This is a genomic window from Bacteroides faecis, from assembly GCF_020091505.1.
GTDB lineage: Bacteria > Bacteroidota > Bacteroidia > Bacteroidales > Bacteroidaceae > Bacteroides > Bacteroides faecis.
On record NZ_CP081916.1, the window covers coordinates 2,772,800 to 2,789,216 of the forward strand.

Sequence of the window (16,417 nt, forward strand, 5' to 3'; positions counted from 1 at the left end):
ATGAAAAAGATAAATCAATATAAACTATTGGCAGGCATTTGCGCTTTGGCGCTTTTTACTGCTTGTGACTTCGAAGAAATAAACACCAATCCATTCGAGATGACCAACGAAATGGGGATAAGAGATGGTGTTGCCATCGGAGGCGCCGTTACAGCAATGCAAAGAGCTGTAGTTCCCGTAGGAACACAAGCTGACGATACAGAGGCTATTAATCAATATCAGGTTGCTTACAATTTGTCAGCCGATTCGTGGTGCGGATTTTTCGGACAGAATAACAACTGGTATAGCGGTAGCAACAATACTACCTATTACTTACAGGACGCTTGGGTGGCTGCTACTTATAAGAATTCGTATACAGAATTGCTTTCCTCATGGAAGGAAATCAGACAAGAATCCGAGAAAACCGGATCAATGGAAGTTTTCGCTTTGGCTCAGATTCTGAAGATTTCGGCATGGCATAAGACGCTCGAAACATTTGGACCGATTCCTTATACACATGCGGGTGAGCCTGCTTTGGTTATTCCTTTTGACAGTGAGAAAGACGCATTCAATGCTATGTTTGCTGACCTGACTGCTGCTATTGAGATATTGACAGCCAGAGTAGAACAAGGAGCAACCATTGTTGCCGATTATGATGCCGTATATGGCGGTGATACGAGAAAATGGGTCAAATATGCCAATTCGCTGATGTTACGGCTGGCAATGCGTATCAGTTACGCTGACGAAACGACTGCGAAGAAATATGTACTGCAAGCTTTGAAGCACGAAGTCGGCGTGATGACTGCTAAAGCGGACGAAGCGCAGATGAGCAGTGGAGCCGGAATGGTATTTCGTAACAACATAGAATGGTTGTCAAACCAATATAATGAATGTCGTATGGGATCCTCCATGTTTTCTTATTTGTTGGGTTACAAAGATCCGCGTCTGGGTGCTTATTTTGAAGCTTCCGCCAGTGCGTATGCAACAGAGGCTTATGACGGTAAAAAATATCAGGCAGTTCCTCCCGGCAATGCTTATCAGCAAAACACGATTTACACCGACTTCTCCAAGCCTAATATTGCTTCGAACACGCCTACTTACTGGATGCGTGCTTCTGAAGTGTATTTTCTCAGAGCGGAAGCTGCATTGAGATGGGGAGCAGAGTTTGGAGATGCGAAGGCACTGTATGAACAAGGTGTTGCCACATCCTTTGATGAAAACGGTGTCAGTTCGTCTGTAGATGACTATTTGGCATCCGGCTTGACTCCGATTGCTCATAATATGAGAGCTTCATATTATAGCTACAGCGCTGCTGCTCCTACTGCCGCGACACCCGAATTCAGCGGTGGGACGGAAGAAAAACTGGAGAAAATCATTATTCAGAAGTGGATTGCTCTTTATCCTAACGGACACGAAGCATGGACCGAATGGCGCAGAACAGGTTATCCGAAACTGAACCAGGTGCAGACAAATCGTGGGCAGGGTGTGACCCGTGAAGGTGGTATCCGCCGTATGGTGTATCCTCTCAGCTTCTCTCAGTCGGCAGACGACAGAGCCAATTATGAAGAAGCTTTGAATCTTTTGGGTGGTGCTGATAAAGATAAAGCAATCACTCAGCTATGGTGGGATTGTAAAAATAGAATCTATTAATCTGTGATTTATATGAAAATGTTAAAACGAATCTTATATATACTTCCTATTATTGGGATGGTGTTTGCGTCGTGTGTCGATATAGAAAGCAAAGACTTTGAGCATATCGGTGGTTACAATACGATGGATAACGAAGAAAGCGCACAATATTATGCGGATCTTCGTGCATGGAAGGCAACAAGCAAGGATTACGGTCGTCCCATTTTTTTCGGATGGTTTAGTAACTGGTCACCCGAAGGCCCTATCCGTAAGGGATATTTGGCATCATTGCCGGACAGTATCGATATGGTTTCGATGTGGAGCGGTCCGTTTGGTTTGAATGAAGCAAAATTGGCTGATAAGGAGATTTTCCAGAAGAAGAAAGGTGGTAAGATCACTGTCTGTTATATTTTGCATAATATCGGGACAGGTATTACGCCTACTTCCGTTTCAGAGAAAGTACAGGCTGAAAACCCGGAAGCCTCCAGTGAAGAGATCAATGAACTGGTAAAAAAGGCTACAGAAGAATATTGGGGCTTTACCAGTGGAGAGAAGGGTGCGGAAGATCACATTACAGCGATTCAAAAATATGCAAAGGCGTTGGTGGATACTATCGTAGCTACTGATTATGATGGTCTGGACATTGACTGGGAGCCGGATAACGGTGGTGACGGAGGAAGATATGTCGGAAGTTTGAAAGACCGCCGTGGTGGTCCGCGTGGAGAATTTCTGCATTATCTGGTAGAAGAGATAGGAAAATACTTTGGTCCGAAGGCAACTGAACGTCCGAATGGCAAGTACTACTATTTTATGATAGATGGTGAAATCTGGAATTCGAACAAGGAATCGGCTCCCTATTTCGACTATTTCATTACTCAGGCGTATGGAGATTCCAATCTTGACAGGAGAGTCAGTACCTTGCAAAGTTGGTGTGGAGAATACTATGACTATCGTAAGCATATCTTTACCGAGAACTTCGAGTCATCATGGGTGTCCGGTGGTGTTTTGCTGACTCAGGCAGCCTATAACCATGTCAATGGCCCGAAGGGCGGCGTAGGTGCTTTCCGACTCGATAATGACTATGATAATGCCCGTGATTACAATTTTGTGCGCCATGCGATACAAATCAATCAAGAGGCCTATAAGGAATATATGGACAGTCAATCTAATGAAAATACAGAACAGTAATGAAACGTATCAAAATCTTATATGCAAGTGCACTGGTTGCATTGTCTTTCTTCGGTGCTGGTTGTAACGATAGTGAAAGTGATCTGTTGACATCCAAACTTTATTTTGAGAGTAATGTGATAAGAGTGGAAGTGGAAGCGGATACTTATGACTGTGAATTGATATCACGTCTGTCAAATATGATGAAGAGTGATGTAAAGGTGAGCTATCAGATAGGCGGACAGGACCTAGTGGATGAATATAATCAAAAACATGGGACGACCGGACAGCTTCTGGCTGCTGATAACTATGAAATGCTGGGAGCTTCGTCGACCATTAAGGCAGGAGAACTTTATGCCAATCCATGTGAGTTGTTAGTGAAGAATATTACCAAAGGTGAAGATGGGGTGACTTATATTCTGCCTGTGTTAGTGAACAGTACGGATGTGGAAAAGATCAGCAGTACAAGTGTTACTTACATTGTTGTGAGGAAGCCGATTATCATTGATAAGGTGTACCGTGTGAATCCGGGGTGGTTTGATGTGCGTTTGCCGTCAGTGTACAAATCAACGGGTTCCGTCACTTTTGAAGCATTGGTTTATGCTTTGCGCTGGAAGAATTTGGGTACGATTATGGGTAATGAAGGTACTTTAATTATGCGTACCGGTGACTTGAATCACCCGGACAACGAACTTCAGATGGCGGGTAGTGTTGCGTTGCAGATGCCTGATGTGTCTGTGTTCCAGTTGAATAAGTGGTATCATGTGGCGTTCACTTATGATGCTTCTGCGGGAATGGCTACTCTCTATCTCAATGGTGAGAAAATAGCCGATAAGACTGTTGGCTCACTGACATTCGACTTGAACGAACGTTTCTGTATCGGCTATGCTTATGACTATGACAGTAGCCGTAAATGGAATGGATATATGAGCGAAGTACGTTTATGGTCAGTTGCACGTACTGCCAATCAGATTCGCGAAAATATGATGTTTGTTGATTCGAAATCAGATGGTCTGGTAGGTTATTGGAAAATGAATGGTGAAGACACCGAGCAACGTGACGGAGTATGGTATGTGCGCGATCAGTCGCCGAATCGTAACGATGCAACTTCAAACAATGGTCTGCGTGGTGAAAACGGTGGACGTCAGTCTTTCGTAGAGCCGACTGTGACAGAGATGAGGGTCAGACTTGAATAAGCTATAGGTTAGTTTTCAAAGTATATTAACTGAAAAGAGGGCTGAATTCTGTATTGTGAATTCAGCCCTTATTTCTATTCATACGTAATACCGATTATTTCTTTGTGTCTTTGGGAATTACCAGGTGATATTTCTGTTATATTCTTTCTGTTTATTTTCAGATTTGTATTTGGAAACAAGCTTTTGATGCGTTGTATTCCTTCTTCCGTAATCTTGCCGGATAGCTCTAACCTTTCGATTTTCACTTTTGAAAGTTCGTCCGGTATATCAATTTCATTAATGAAGGTAAGCTCCAGCTGTTTTATTTCTTCAAGTTTCAGCAGTATGGAAGGGAACTCTTTCACTCTAAGGTTGATACCCCCGCCAAAACCTCCTGTTTTGGCGTCGGCTTTCAATCTGTTTATGAGTCTGGTGTTATCTGTGCTTTTCTTTCTGACCATCCAGCCGATTTGTGGTCTCAGGGCAAAACTCTCATTGTTTTGTTTGAGTCCGATGAAACCGGACCACAGTTCCAGTGGTGTTTCAATCACGGTATCATTGTATGCTTCAATATACTTTAAATCCACTTTTACTATCTCGCTCGGAAGTTTTTTACGACCCACAATCTGTTTTAGATTATTTCTTTTTCCTTCATTGTCATAAGGAAAGAATTTAATGATCCATCCATCAAAAGTCTCGGGAGCTCCACATGACTTTGGTGAATGACATTTAAACATATTACGCCAAAACTCTTGGTTAACGGTCCCCTTTGATGCCTTCACAAACTCCTCCAAAAGAGGTTCAAGTTGTGATGTCCACCATTCAAGTTTATATTCTTTTAGTTCTCTGGCTTTATTTAAAACTTTTTCCCAGTCTTGTGGTGTCCCTTCAAGCGTGATTTCCGGAATACCGCAAGCAATCATTATGGTGATAAATTCGAAGTATGATTTCACCGTTTCCATTATTGTTATCTCAGAAACGGTCTTTTCCAAAGAAGTCGTTGTAGAGAAATTACAAGTGAGTGTTTCGACCAGATTACCTCCTACTTCTTTTCTTATCTGTTCCGTAAACTGAGGGAGCATTTCTTCCCATGAAAGACTCGGGTCTTCCAGTTTTTTATTGGATTGTACAACTAAAGATTGTTTCCCGGAGAAATCTACAAAATATTTTCTCAAAGACTCATGGTTGGCATTCACATGTTGGGCAAAACCTTGGCTAATCAGTAACCAAATCATATCCGGTGATAAAACGAACGGTCTATGATCTGCATAAGCCTGATACATGCCGCGGAAAAAAGAATTATACCCAAAATGTACTAAACTGTCAGGAGATTCACTTTTGGCAATTACATTAAATGGAGGTTTCCAGATGTCTTTTTCTGTAATTCTAATGGTTAATTCATTATCAGATAACATCAGGTATCTGTAGATTTCATCGGGCGAAGCCACAGGATGCAACTTTTCGGGTTTGGAGAGTTGCTCAACTTCAAAAGTCGTTCCATTTTGAGCAGCTGCGGAAGTGCTGCATAGAATGAATAAATAGAATAGTAGTTTTTTCATAATACTAAATTTGTTTTATGGTTTGTACCTCAAATGTTTTCCTGTTGACAGATTATGGATAACAATATACAAATATACTATTATTAGAAATGGGATCGCAATGATATCGAATCTTTTTTATGACCTGTGTCTCTAAAAAAATAAATGCATATTATTCTAGAGATCTATTTATTCGGAAAATTGTAGTAAGTTTGCTCTGATAATCGAAGATAATGTCTCAGCGTAAGATCATACATATCGATATGGACGCTTTCTACGCCTCTGTAGAACAGCGCGATAATCCGGAACTTCGTGGCAAACCTCTGGCAGTGGGGCATGCCGAGGAGCGGGGAGTGGTAGCGGCGGCGAGTTATGAAGCCCGGCGCTATGGCGTCCGCTCAGCTATGGCTTCACAGAAGGCAAAGAAACTTTGTCCGCAATTGATATTTGTACATGGTCGAATGGATGTTTATAAGTCCGTCTCCCGTCAGATACATGAAATCTTTCATGAATATACCGATATAATCGAACCTCTTTCTTTGGATGAGGCTTTTCTGGATGTGACGGAGAATAAAAAAGGAATCTCTTTGGCGGTAGACATAGCAAAGGAAATAAAGCTCCGCATCCGTCAAGAACTGAATTTGGTCGCGTCAGCCGGTGTCTCTTATAATAAGTTTTTGGCGAAGATCGCCTCAGACTATCGAAAACCGGATGGCTTGTGCACTATTCATCCTGAACAAGCGCTTGATTTCATAGCCCGTCTTCCGATTGAATCTTTTTGGGGAGTGGGTCCTGTGACGGCAAAGAAGATGCATCTGCTGGGTATCCATAATGGACTTCAGCTACGTAAGTGTTCGCTTGAAATGCTGACTGCCCATTTTGGAAAGGTCGGGTCGCTTTATTATGAATGTTCCCGTGGCATTGACGAACGTCCCGTAGAGGCGGTTCGTATCCGAAAGTCTATCGGCTGTGAGCGGACATTGGAAAAGGATATTTCCGCCCATTCTTCCGTTATCATCGAACTATATCATGTGGCGGTAGAACTGATTGAGCGGCTTCAGCATAAAGAGTTTAAAGGGAATACATTGACTCTGAAAATTAAGTTTCATGATTTTAGTCAGATTACCCGAAGTATTACCCAATCGCAGGAACTGACTACCTTAGACCGTGTGCTGCCCCTTGCTAAAGAATTACTAAAAAGTGTGGAGTACGAACAACATCCGATACGGCTCATCGGACTTTCCGTATCCAATCCGAAAGAAGAGACGGACGAACAGCGCGGAGTTTGGGAACAACTGAGTTTTGAGTTTAGCGACTGGGAATAAAGCAGCCTTCAGATTGATAGTAACGACGGTTTTACGGAAGCTCGAACAGAGCCTCTGTTTACTTGGAACAGAGTGTCTGTTTACTTAGAATGAAGGCTCTGTTTGCTCTGAACAGAGCGTCTGTTTACTGGGGATAATAAGGCACTTATATACTTTTTCTTGAAGTCTGTACTTTTTTGTCATGAGGTTCGTATGATTTGCTCACCTTACTTTTTCAGAGATGTACTATCTTTGCCATACTTAAACGAACAAAAATACCATGAATCGAATGAAGCATTTTATTAGTTTTCTTTTGGTAGTTGTCCTTGGAAGTTTTTCTTTCAAAGCGAATGCCTATACTGAACGCAATATGCTGCAAAAAGCAGCAGACGAAACTACGTTGAAAAGTGTATTGGTAATGAAGCAGGCGTGGGTACCTTACCCGGCTTACACCGACCGTGCCGCATGGGACTCACTGATGGGACCTAACAAGCAACGTCTTATCGCAGCAGGAGAGAAGCTTCTCGATTACAAGTGGCAACTTATCCCCGCTACTGCCTATCTTGAATATGAACGTACCGGTAATCGTAAAATAATGGAAGTTCCCTATGATGCTAACCGTCAGGCATTGAATACGCTGATGCTGGCAGAACTGGCAGAAGGCAAGGGGCGTTTCATCGATCAGTTGCTGAACGGAGCTTACATGAGTTGCGAGATGAATTCATGGGTATTGTCTGCTCATCTGCCCCGACAAAGTAGTAAGCGTTCTCTTCCCGATTTCCGTGAACAAATTATTGATCTTGGTTCCGGTGGATATGGTGCATTGATGGCTTGGGTGCATTATTTCTTCCGTAAGCCTTTCGACAAAATCAATCCGGTTGTTTCTCTGCAAATGCGTAAAGCGATTAAAGAACGTATCCTCGATCCATATATGAATGATGATGATATGTGGTGGATGGCATTCAACTGGCAGCCGGGTGAGATTATCAACAACTGGAATCCTTGGTGTAATTCTAATGCTTTGCAGTGTTTTCTTTTGATGGAAAATAATAAAGACCGTCTGGCAAAAGCGGTGTATCGTTCGATGAAATCGGTCGATCAGTTTATCAACTTTGTGAAGTCTGACGGAGCTTGCGAAGAGGGAACTTCTTATTGGGGACATGCGGCAGGTAAGCTATATGATTATTTGCAAATACTTTCCGATGGTACAGGAGGCAACATATCTCTGTTCAATGAACCGATGATTCGTCGTATGGGAGAGTATATGTCCCGTTCTTATGTCGGTAATGGCTGGGTAGTGAACTTTGCCGATGCTTCCGCACAAGGCGGTGGTGATCCTCTGTTGATCTATCGTTTTGGTAAGGCTGTCAACAGCGATGAAATGATGCATTTTGCAGCTTATCTGCTGAATGGCAGAAAACCTTATGCAACAATGGGAAACGATGCATTCCGTTCCCTTCAGTCTCTGATTTGCTGCAATGATCTTGCCAAAGAAACGCCAAAGCATGATATGCCTGACGTAACCTGGTATCCCGAAACAGAATTCTGCTACATGAAGAATAAGAATGGAATGTTTGTGGCTGCCAAAGGTGGTTTTAATAACGAAAGTCATAATCATAATGACGTGGGAACTTTCTCTTTATACATGAATACGATTCCTGTCTTTATCGACGCCGGAGTGGGTACGTATACCAAACAGACATTCAGCAAAGACCGTTACACCATTTGGACCATGCAGAGCAATTATCATAACCTGCCGATGATTAACGGTATACCGCAGAAATACGGTCAGGAGTATAAGGTGACAAACACCACTTGCGACGAAAAGAAACGCGTTTTCACTACTGATATAGCTAAAGCTTATCCGGCTGAGGCGAAAGTGAAGAACTGGAACCGTTCGTATGCACTGGACGACCGTAAGCTGACTATCACTGACAGTTACACTCTGAACGAAGTTGTAGCTCCCAATCAGGTAAATTTTATGACTTGGGGGAATGTGACTTTCCCTTCACCGGGTAAAATTCAGATTGAAGTAAAAGGGCAGAAAGTAGAACTGGACTATCCGGTCCAATTCAAAGCTGAACTGGAAACCATCCAATTGGATGATCCGCGCCTCTCTAATGTATGGGGCAAGGAGATTTATCGCATCACACTAAAAACAAACGAGAAAAAAGAGACTGGAAATTATAAGTTTGTTATTCAACAAGTGAAATAGAATTTAGCAGATAAAGTAGAAACAAGAAATAACGTATAAACAATTAAATCGCAGTAAGATGAAAAAAGTATTATTAGTCGGTCTTTTGGCTGTCGCCGGAGTAAGCGTAAGTGCTCAGAATCTGATCAAGAATGAAAAGTTTGCTACGGAAGTAACGAATAAGGTTACCAACCCTAACAAGGCTACAGCAGGTGAGTGGTTCATCATGAATAATGAGGCAGACGGTGTGACAACCATCGCTTGGGAACAAACCGGGGATGCCAAATATCCGAATGCCATGAAAATAGATAATTCGGGTGCAGAAAAGAATACTTCCTGGTATAAAGCTTTTCTGGGACAACGTATTACCGACGGCTTGGAGAAAGGTATCTATGTGCTGACTTTCTATGCAAAAGTGAAAGAAGCAGGGACTCCGGTCAGTGTATATATCAAGCAGACGAATGAAGAAAAGAATGATAACGGTAAGCTGAACACTACCTTCTTTATGCGTAGAGATTATGATGCTGATGCTCAGCCTAATGCTTCCGGTGCACAGTATAACTTCAAAATCAAGGATGCGGGCAAATGGACAAAGGTTGTTGTTTACTATGACATGGAACAGGTGGTGAATACTATCAGCAGTAAGAAGTCCAATCCTGATATGGAAGTGTCTGATACGGATGATGATGCTGCTATCCTGAAGGATTGTTACGTAGCTATCCTTGGACAGAATAAAGGTGGGGTAGTAGAAATCAGTGACGTGACTTTGAAGAAGAAATAAGAAGAAAATAAAAAAGAAAGAGCGGAGAACCAATCGGTTGCTCCGCTCTTTTCATGATATATATTAGTGTGTTTAATTACATGGCAGGCTGCTTCGTCAGCAGTTTTTGAAGTTTACCATTCAAGGTTTGGCACATAGCACCGTTTCCCATTGCTTGATAACGTTTAATACGGTACTGTAACATCATGATTTTTTCATTTGCATTCTTTTTCATAATTTGTTTCCTCTTTTTTTGCCCTCCACGTTTTGAAGAGCGGTTTTACATCTTGTTTTCTTTATTAACACTGCAAAGATACAAAATGTTTTTGAATTATATGCTGTAAAACATAAAAATCTTCTTTTTCTTATGAAATTTCTTTTTATAAGAGGTTCGAACACGGAGATGTTACAAACCTGTTACAATTTTCCCGCTGTTTTCTTTTGATGACAATATTATTCTTATCCATCACATTTTTATGTAGTTATCTAGGCATTCAGAAAATATTCTTGTATTTTTGTGAGACAGCAATCTTATTATCTAAAATAAACCAAACACTCTTATGAAAACATTCATCCATCTAGTATCTGTTTTGATTCTCTCGATTGTGCTGTTTGCCTGTAGCAATGCTCATTTCCTGAAAGAAGAGGATTATCGGAATCAAGTAACCAAAGACTTTGAACAAAAAAAACAGGCGCTTCCTCGTGGAGACTTATTTACTGTTTTGTCGAATCCTGACTTGTCTGTGTATGAGCAGGAAGCTTTGATGTTTCTCTATGCGTATATGCCGATAGGGGATGTAACGGATTATTCGGGAGATTATTATTTGGAGAATGTTCGGTTATCCGGTCAGACACGTGCCGAGATGCCTTGGGGAGATAAGGTCCCGAACGAATTGTTCCGGCATTTTGTGTTACCTATTCGGGTGAATAATGAGAATTTGGATGACTCCCGCCGGGTATTTTATGGAGAATTGAAGGATAGGGTAAAGCATCTTTCCATGAAAGATGCCATTCTGGAAGTGAATCACTGGTGCCACGAAAAGGTGGTGTATCGTCCGAGCGATGCGCGTACGAGTTCTCCGCTGGCATCGGTGAAGACGGCGTATGGACGCTGTGGAGAAGAATCCACGTTTGCTGTGGCTGCATTGCGTTCGGTAGGTATTCCGGCACGGCAGGTATATACTCCCCGCTGGGCGCATACGGATGATAATCATGCCTGGGTGGAAGCATGGGCAGATGGCCAGTGGTATTTTATTGGGGCTTGCGAGCCGGAACCGGTTTTGAATCTGGGATGGTTCAATGCTCCTGCTAGCCGGGGAATGCTGATGCATACAAAGGTATTCGGTCGCTATAACGGTCCGGAAGAAATTATGCTTGAAACTCCTAATTATACGGAAATCAATGTGACAGAGAATTATGCGCCGACAGCAAAAGCAATAGTGACTGTGACGGATGTGAGTGGAAATCCTATTTCCGGTGCCAGAGTTGATTTTAAGGTATATAATTACGCCGAGTTCTATACAGTAGCTACAAAATATACGGATGCTGACGGGCAAGTATCATTGACAGCCGGAAAAGGAGATATGCTGGTATGGGCTTCCAGTGAAGGAAAGTTCGGCTTTACCAAATTATCATTTGGAAAACAATCGGAGTTGGCCTTAGTACTGGATAAAAAAGAAGGAGATATCTTTGAAGTGGATCTTGATATGGTTCCTCCTGTAGAGAATGCCAATTTGCCTGAAGTAACACCGGAGCAACGGGCAGAAAATGACCGGCGGATGGCTCTGGAAGACTCTATCCGCAATTCGTATATCGCTACTTTTCCGACTGCTGCGCAGATTGATTCTATAGTTTCCGGATGGAAAGGGACAAAAACTTCTAGTGTGAAGAAAAGTTTATGTTCTTTCTTAGTGGATGCCAGAGGAAATTATGATGTGTTAATTCGTTTTCTGCAGGAGGCTGATCGACAAGGAAAATTGCTGAAAGCTGCTGCGCTATTATCTATCATTAACGAAAAAGACCGTCGTGATGTTTCTTATGAGGTATTGATGGATCATTTCATGTATACAGAAGATGATTCTAATAGTTCATACGTGTGCGCTTTACCGGGGCCTGTTTGTATGAGTGATCCTCCGGAATTAAAAATACATGAAATTTTCAAACCACGTATTTCTATGGAGACATTGACTCCTTACAGATCTTTCTTCCAGTCAAAGTTTTCGGAAGCGGAAGTAGATACATTCCGTAATCGTCCACAAGCTTTGGTAGAGTGGGTAAACCGTTATGTGACTGTCGACGGAACGCATAATTCTCAGGGGATACCTGTTTCCCCGGAAGGAGTCTGGCGTTCTCGGGTGGCTGATTCACATTCGCGGGATATATTCTTTGTTGCGTTGGCACGTAGCATGAATATTCCTGCTTATATAAATAGTATGAATGGGAGTGTATCTTATTATATGACTTTTGAAGATAACGGTTATTTTTGGAATGAATCCGTGGATGTTAACTTCGATAAAGCAGAAAGCGTAGAAACGCCCAAAGGAATATATCGGATGTATGATGGAAACAAACCCATTGCAAATGGTGATGACAGAGTGAAGTATTATAGTAAGTTTACGATCTCCAGAATAGAAGATGGAAGGCCGATATTAATTGATTGTGATGAAAATAATCCTCAATTGAGGAATATAGGAGTATTGGATGCCGGTTATTATTTGCAGGTGACAGGTACGCGATTGGCTGACGGTGGTGTGTTGGCTAGAATTTCATCTTTTGTATTGCCGATGCAGAAAGATGACTTGAAATTGGAAGCTACAAAAGTTTCTTATCATTTACGTGAATCAGGTGAGAAAGTTGCTGTAATTGGCGGGTTTAATTCCGAGTCTCTTTTTACTCCAGTGGAAGAAATGGGGCAGAAGACAACACTTTTGGATAGGCAAAGTTTGTTGCAAGCTTGTGGCCGCGGCTACTTTATAGTCGGGATACTAGGTCCGGGGCAAGAACCCACCAACCATGCTTTGCATGATATTGCAGCTTTAAAATCTGACTTAGAGAAATGGAACCGGAAAATGGTATTGCTTTTCCCGGATGAAGCACAATGTAAGAAGTTCCATCCTTCCGAGTTTCCTGAGTTGCCTTCTACCGTTATTTATGGTATAGATACGGATGGAATTTGCAAACAGATAGTGGATAATATGAAACTGAAACATAAAAATAGTTTGCCGATATTCATCATTGCCGATACTTTCAACCGGGTAGTCTTTGTCTCTCAGGGATATACGATTGGTCTGGGAGAGCAATTGATGAAAGTAATACATGGATTATAAGGTGAAGCCAGAGTGCAATAATCGTTAATTCTTATTATTCATACATTGTTTTTGGAAAAGAATGATTACGTTTGCAGCAAATTATGGCAAAGTACATTTTTGGCATATTAGCATGCGCATTTCTGGCTTTGGGATTTACTCATATTTCCAACAAAGAATTGCAGGGATTTCAGAAAGAAACTGGAGTCCCGGCAATTGATATGTCCTACAATGAGGGAGCAAATTGCTGTATCTCTTCTGCCGGTTTTGATAAATCATGTAAAGAAACTCATTCGTTGCTGACTGACGGAACTTACGGCAGTAAAGTTAGCGACTGTATTTTTGATAATCTCTCTTTTCCAAGAAGCATTGTTCCTTTCAAGAATTTGAGGTTCAATACTACCAATACTGCAATTCTACAGATATTGAGCTCGTTGAATACGATGCTTCCGGAGAAACGTCTGAGCCATACTTGCTTTGATGTCAATTACACAAAATATTCGTGTAAATACTACGTCTATACATTAGCCCATATTCTTATTTAGGCTACATTGTTTTCCTTTGGCAGGGTGAGAAATGTCTTTCTCGCTGCCCCTCCTTATTATTTATTGTTCCTATAAACGTATGATATACTTCCCGGATACCAAGTTAAGGTGTCGGGATCAAAATATTGTGTTTTTCGTTGTGAAACGGGAGTTACGTCGTATAGAAGCAAAGATGTATACCGAAGTGATTCAGGCAAGTAACATCTGCCGATTGTTTCTATATGGATGATGAGGAGTGCCCGATGGGATTAAACTTTCATGTGTGTCTAAATTTTATAATGATTATACCATTGGGCGCCTCTTCTTTTTTTTGAATACTATTATATAACCTATATTTATATTGCTATGATTGATTTATTAATATCTACTTTTGCTATGATGGGACTAACCTTTCTCATCGGTTTTTTTGTTGCAGCGGTCATCAAGCTGATTGCCTATGCGGCAGATTCTTTTGATTTTTATAGTTCTCATCGTCTGGAACTGTTGAGGTTACACCGTTGGCGACAACATCGGCAGAAAGTAGAAAGGCTTGTAAGGCAGATGCCGCTTGAAGCCGAAGAGACTTTGGGAGATTACCGCGAAGATTTCAGTCGTGGAATCAACCGGAATTTTTCCGGCTATTCCGGTTATTATCATGGGGTAAGTCCGGGTGCTTCAGAAAAGAACCTGATGGATTATTATTATCCGCGGGATACACGTGAGTTCTTTCTCAAAGAAGAAGAGCTGGCACATACCAACAAAAAGAATTTAAAGAAATCTACTACCAACAAGCAATAAAATAACGTTTATTTATGGAAAATATTGATTTTGCCACCCTCTTTCAGGGCATTGGAACAATGATGGAAAGTGGCTGGCTGCTGGCTTCTGCCAGAGTCTTTCTGGTACTTCTGGGGTTGTTACTTATCTATCTCGGGTGGAAGGGAGTGCTCGAGCCTATGGTCATGATCCCGATGGGGCTAGGCATGGTAGCTATCAACTGCGGAACATTGATGATGCCGGATGGCACATTAGGCAACCTTTTTCTCGACCCGATGCTTTCGGATACGGATGATCTGATGAATACGATGCAGATAGACTTTCTGCAGCCTGTCTATACGCTGACATTCAGTAACGGGCTTATAGCTTGCTTTGTCTTTATGGGCATCGGAACACTGCTGGATGTGGGCTTCTTGCTTCAGAAACCGTTTGCGAGTATTTTCCTTGCTTTATGTGCCGAGCTTGGCACGTTCCTTACGGTACCCATCGCTTCCGCCCTTGGACTGACTTTGAAGGAGAGTGCCTCCGTTGCTATGGTAGGTGGTGCGGATGGCCCGATGGTATTGTTTACTTCGCTGGCTCTGGCAAAGCATTTGTTTGTCCCTATCACGGTAGTTGCCTATCTGTATCTGGGACTGACGTATGGAGGTTATCCTTATCTGGTCAAACTATTAGTTCCTAAACGTTTCCGTGCCATTAAGATGGTAAGTAAGAAGGCACCGAAGAACTATGACGCCAAAGTGAAACTGGCCTTTTCGGCTGTTCTTTGCGCAGTACTCTGCTTCTTGTTTCCGGTAGCTTCTCCATTGTTCTTTTCCCTGTTTTTAGGAGTTGCTGTCCGCGAATCGGGTATGAAGCACATTTATGATTTTGTCAGCGGTCCGTTGTTGTATGGTTCAACCTTTATGTTAGGCGTATTGCTGGGTGTGCTTTGCGACGCGCATCTGTTGCTTGATCCGAAAATACTGAAATTGCTGGTATTAGGTATCGTTGCCTTATTGCTTTCCGGTATCGGAGGAATTATCGGCGGATACATTATGTACATTGTCAAGCGGGGAAATTACAATCCGGTGATTGGTATCGCTGCTGTCAGTTGCGTACCTACCACCGCAAAAGTTGCCCAGAAGATAGTAAGCAAGGACAATCCGGATTCGTTCGTTCTGGGAGATGCCTTGGGAGCCAATATCTCAGGAGTAATCACCTCAGCTATTATTACGGGTATCTATATTACGATTATCCCTTATTTATAGCCTGAATGGTATCTGTCACTCTTTGGGCGGTGGTAACATTTCGTTCGTATTCGTCGATATGTACAGTGCCGCCCATCGATACTGATTCATTTTTATACTTCATATCGCTTTTGATGCTTTCACGTGCAGAGAAATGAAACTCCTGTATACCGGTTTCTGAGGCAATGCGAGCGATATTCTTCTCGTTTACGCCACATCCGGCAAGCAGGATGATTCTTCCGGAAGCCTGTTGCTGCAATTCTTTGAGTAAAGGAATGCCGATTTCGGCAGTAGGTTGCTGACCGGAAGTAAGAATGCGGTTGCAGCCCAGTTCGATAATCTGTTCCAAAGCCTTTTCAGGATTGCAGCATACATCAAAAGCACGGTGAAAGGTAACCGATAAGCCTTGCGAGGCCTTCATTAACTCTTGCATCGCAGGAAGGTCGATCTCTCCGTTTGCTGTCAGACAACCGAATACAATTCCGTCAGCTCCTAATTGCCGTGCCATTTCGATATCTTTCAGCATCGTCTTCACTTCGATGGGAGAATAAAGGAAATCTCCTCCACGCGGGCGGATGATGACATGCAGACGAGTCGTTGTCAGCATCTCACGTGCTGTCGATATCTCTCCGTAAGAAGGGGTCGTTCCGCCTTCCGGAATACCTGCACATAACTCTACCCGATTGGCTCCGCCTGCCTGTGCTGCCAGGCAGCTTTCTACTGAATTGGCACAGACTTCAAATTGAAACTTTTTCATAAGCTGATACTTTTAGACTGCATGTTGCTGTGCGATACCGCCAACATGAAAGATAAATGGTGATAAGCTAAAAAAGGGC

13 protein-coding genes are annotated in these 16,417 nt (G+C 42.3%); 10 read left to right on the plus strand and 3 right to left on the minus strand.

The annotated features are described in order from the left end of the window. Genes K6V30_RS10575 through K6V30_RS10585 form a run of 3 tightly spaced genes read left to right on the plus strand, consistent with a single transcriptional unit; the run spans position 1 to position 3,971 of the window. Entirely contained in the window at positions 1-1,629 is a 1,629-nt protein-coding gene (locus K6V30_RS10575) for a RagB/SusD family nutrient uptake outer membrane protein (protein ID WP_055270111.1), read from the plus strand. A 12-nt stretch (positions 1,630-1,641) separates the two neighbouring features. Beyond that, the gene (locus K6V30_RS10580) at positions 1,642-2,796 is read left to right on the plus strand and encodes a glycoside hydrolase family 18 (protein ID WP_055270109.1); all 1,155 of its coding nucleotides are present in this window, start codon (positions 1,642-1,644) and stop codon (positions 2,794-2,796) included. Then, a complete protein-coding gene (locus K6V30_RS10585; RefSeq protein ID WP_055270107.1) occupies positions 2,796-3,971 on the plus strand; it encodes a DUF1735 and LamG domain-containing protein in 1,176 nt (391 codons plus the stop codon). Before K6V30_RS10580 ends, K6V30_RS10585 begins: the two co-directional genes overlap by 1 nt. Before the next feature lie 74 nt (positions 3,972-4,045). Here K6V30_RS10585 and K6V30_RS10590 read toward each other — a convergent pair whose 3' ends face one another. Further along, on the minus strand, positions 4,046-5,509 hold the full coding sequence (locus K6V30_RS10590; RefSeq protein WP_055270105.1) for a DUF4419 domain-containing protein: 1,464 nt from the start codon (positions 5,507-5,509) through the stop codon (positions 4,046-4,048). Between the two features lie 212 nt (positions 5,510-5,721). Between K6V30_RS10590 and dinB the strand changes: the two genes are divergently transcribed. From dinB to K6V30_RS10605, 3 genes are all read left to right on the plus strand, one after another. Beyond that, the gene (dinB, locus tag K6V30_RS10595; RefSeq protein ID WP_010536998.1) at positions 5,722-6,813 is read left to right on the plus strand and encodes a DNA polymerase IV; all 1,092 of its coding nucleotides are present in this window, start codon (positions 5,722-5,724) and stop codon (positions 6,811-6,813) included. Positions 6,814-7,072: 259 nt separating this feature from the next. Then, positions 7,073-9,007 carry a heparinase II/III domain-containing protein gene (locus K6V30_RS10600; protein WP_055270103.1) on the plus strand — a complete coding sequence of 645 codons (1,935 nt, stop codon included), beginning with the start codon at positions 7,073-7,075 and terminating at the stop codon, positions 9,005-9,007. Positions 9,008-9,065: 58 nt separating this feature from the next. Beyond that, the gene (locus K6V30_RS10605; protein ID WP_055270101.1) at positions 9,066-9,767 is read left to right on the plus strand and encodes a DUF4627 domain-containing protein; all 702 of its coding nucleotides are present in this window, start codon (positions 9,066-9,068) and stop codon (positions 9,765-9,767) included. 76 nt (positions 9,768-9,843) lie between these two features. Here the strand turns inward: K6V30_RS10605 and K6V30_RS10610 are convergent, their stop codons facing one another. Continuing rightward, positions 9,844-9,981 (minus strand): hypothetical protein, encoded by a 138-nt coding sequence (locus K6V30_RS10610; protein ID WP_008764567.1) that lies wholly within the window; start codon positions 9,979-9,981, stop codon positions 9,844-9,846. Between the two features lie 325 nt (positions 9,982-10,306). On the opposite strand from K6V30_RS10610, the gene K6V30_RS10615 reads away from it, so the two are divergent. The 4 genes from K6V30_RS10615 to K6V30_RS10630 all read left to right on the plus strand — a co-directional run bounded on the left by K6V30_RS10615 (position 10,307) and on the right by K6V30_RS10630 (position 15,602). After that, on the plus strand, positions 10,307-13,072 hold the full coding sequence (locus K6V30_RS10615; protein WP_055270099.1) for a transglutaminase domain-containing protein: 2,766 nt from the start codon (positions 10,307-10,309) through the stop codon (positions 13,070-13,072). 83 nt (positions 13,073-13,155) lie between these two features. Further along, positions 13,156-13,596: a hypothetical protein gene (locus K6V30_RS10620; protein ID WP_010537002.1), complete on the plus strand. Its 441-nt coding sequence runs from the start codon at positions 13,156-13,158 to the stop codon at positions 13,594-13,596. A 345-nt stretch (positions 13,597-13,941) separates the two neighbouring features. Then, positions 13,942-14,373 (plus strand): hypothetical protein, encoded by a 432-nt coding sequence (locus K6V30_RS10625; protein WP_010537003.1) that lies wholly within the window; start codon positions 13,942-13,944, stop codon positions 14,371-14,373. A 14-nt stretch (positions 14,374-14,387) separates the two neighbouring features. Then, positions 14,388-15,602 carry a sodium ion-translocating decarboxylase subunit beta gene (locus tag K6V30_RS10630; protein ID WP_010537004.1) on the plus strand — a complete coding sequence of 405 codons (1,215 nt, stop codon included), beginning with the start codon at positions 14,388-14,390 and terminating at the stop codon, positions 15,600-15,602. Here the strand turns inward: K6V30_RS10630 and K6V30_RS10635 are convergent. Beyond that, positions 15,586-16,338, minus strand: coding sequence for a copper homeostasis protein CutC (locus tag K6V30_RS10635; protein ID WP_055270097.1), 753 nt, complete (start codon positions 16,336-16,338; stop codon positions 15,586-15,588). The genes K6V30_RS10630 and K6V30_RS10635 overlap by 17 nt on opposite strands. Positions 16,339-16,417 lie beyond the last annotated feature (79 nt).

Excerpts from the sequence above, each read along its gene's own strand:
- K6V30_RS10575 (WP_055270111.1), top strand. The coding sequence starts at position 1 with ATGAAAAAGATAAATCAATATAAACTATTGGCAGGCATTTGCGCTTTG.
- K6V30_RS10580 (WP_055270109.1), top strand. The coding sequence starts at position 1,642 with ATGAAAATGTTAAAACGAATCTTATATATACTTCCTATTATTGGGATG.
- K6V30_RS10585 (WP_055270107.1), top strand. The coding sequence starts at position 2,796 with ATGAAACGTATCAAAATCTTATATGCAAGTGCACTGGTTGCATTGTCT.
- K6V30_RS10590 (WP_055270105.1), bottom strand. The coding sequence starts at position 5,509 with ATGAAAAAACTACTATTCTATTTATTCATTCTATGCAGCACTTCCGCA.
- dinB (WP_010536998.1), top strand. The coding sequence starts at position 5,722 with ATGTCTCAGCGTAAGATCATACATATCGATATGGACGCTTTCTACGCC.
- K6V30_RS10600 (WP_055270103.1), top strand. The coding sequence starts at position 7,073 with ATGAATCGAATGAAGCATTTTATTAGTTTTCTTTTGGTAGTTGTCCTT.
- K6V30_RS10605 (WP_055270101.1), top strand. The coding sequence starts at position 9,066 with ATGAAAAAAGTATTATTAGTCGGTCTTTTGGCTGTCGCCGGAGTAAGC.
- K6V30_RS10610 (WP_008764567.1), bottom strand. The coding sequence starts at position 9,981 with ATGAAAAAGAATGCAAATGAAAAAATCATGATGTTACAGTACCGTATT.
- K6V30_RS10615 (WP_055270099.1), top strand. The coding sequence starts at position 10,307 with ATGAAAACATTCATCCATCTAGTATCTGTTTTGATTCTCTCGATTGTG.
- K6V30_RS10620 (WP_010537002.1), top strand. The coding sequence starts at position 13,156 with ATGGCAAAGTACATTTTTGGCATATTAGCATGCGCATTTCTGGCTTTG.
- K6V30_RS10625 (WP_010537003.1), top strand. The coding sequence starts at position 13,942 with ATGATTGATTTATTAATATCTACTTTTGCTATGATGGGACTAACCTTT.
- K6V30_RS10630 (WP_010537004.1), top strand. The coding sequence starts at position 14,388 with ATGGAAAATATTGATTTTGCCACCCTCTTTCAGGGCATTGGAACAATG.
- K6V30_RS10635 (WP_055270097.1), bottom strand. The coding sequence starts at position 16,338 with ATGAAAAAGTTTCAATTTGAAGTCTGTGCCAATTCAGTAGAAAGCTGC.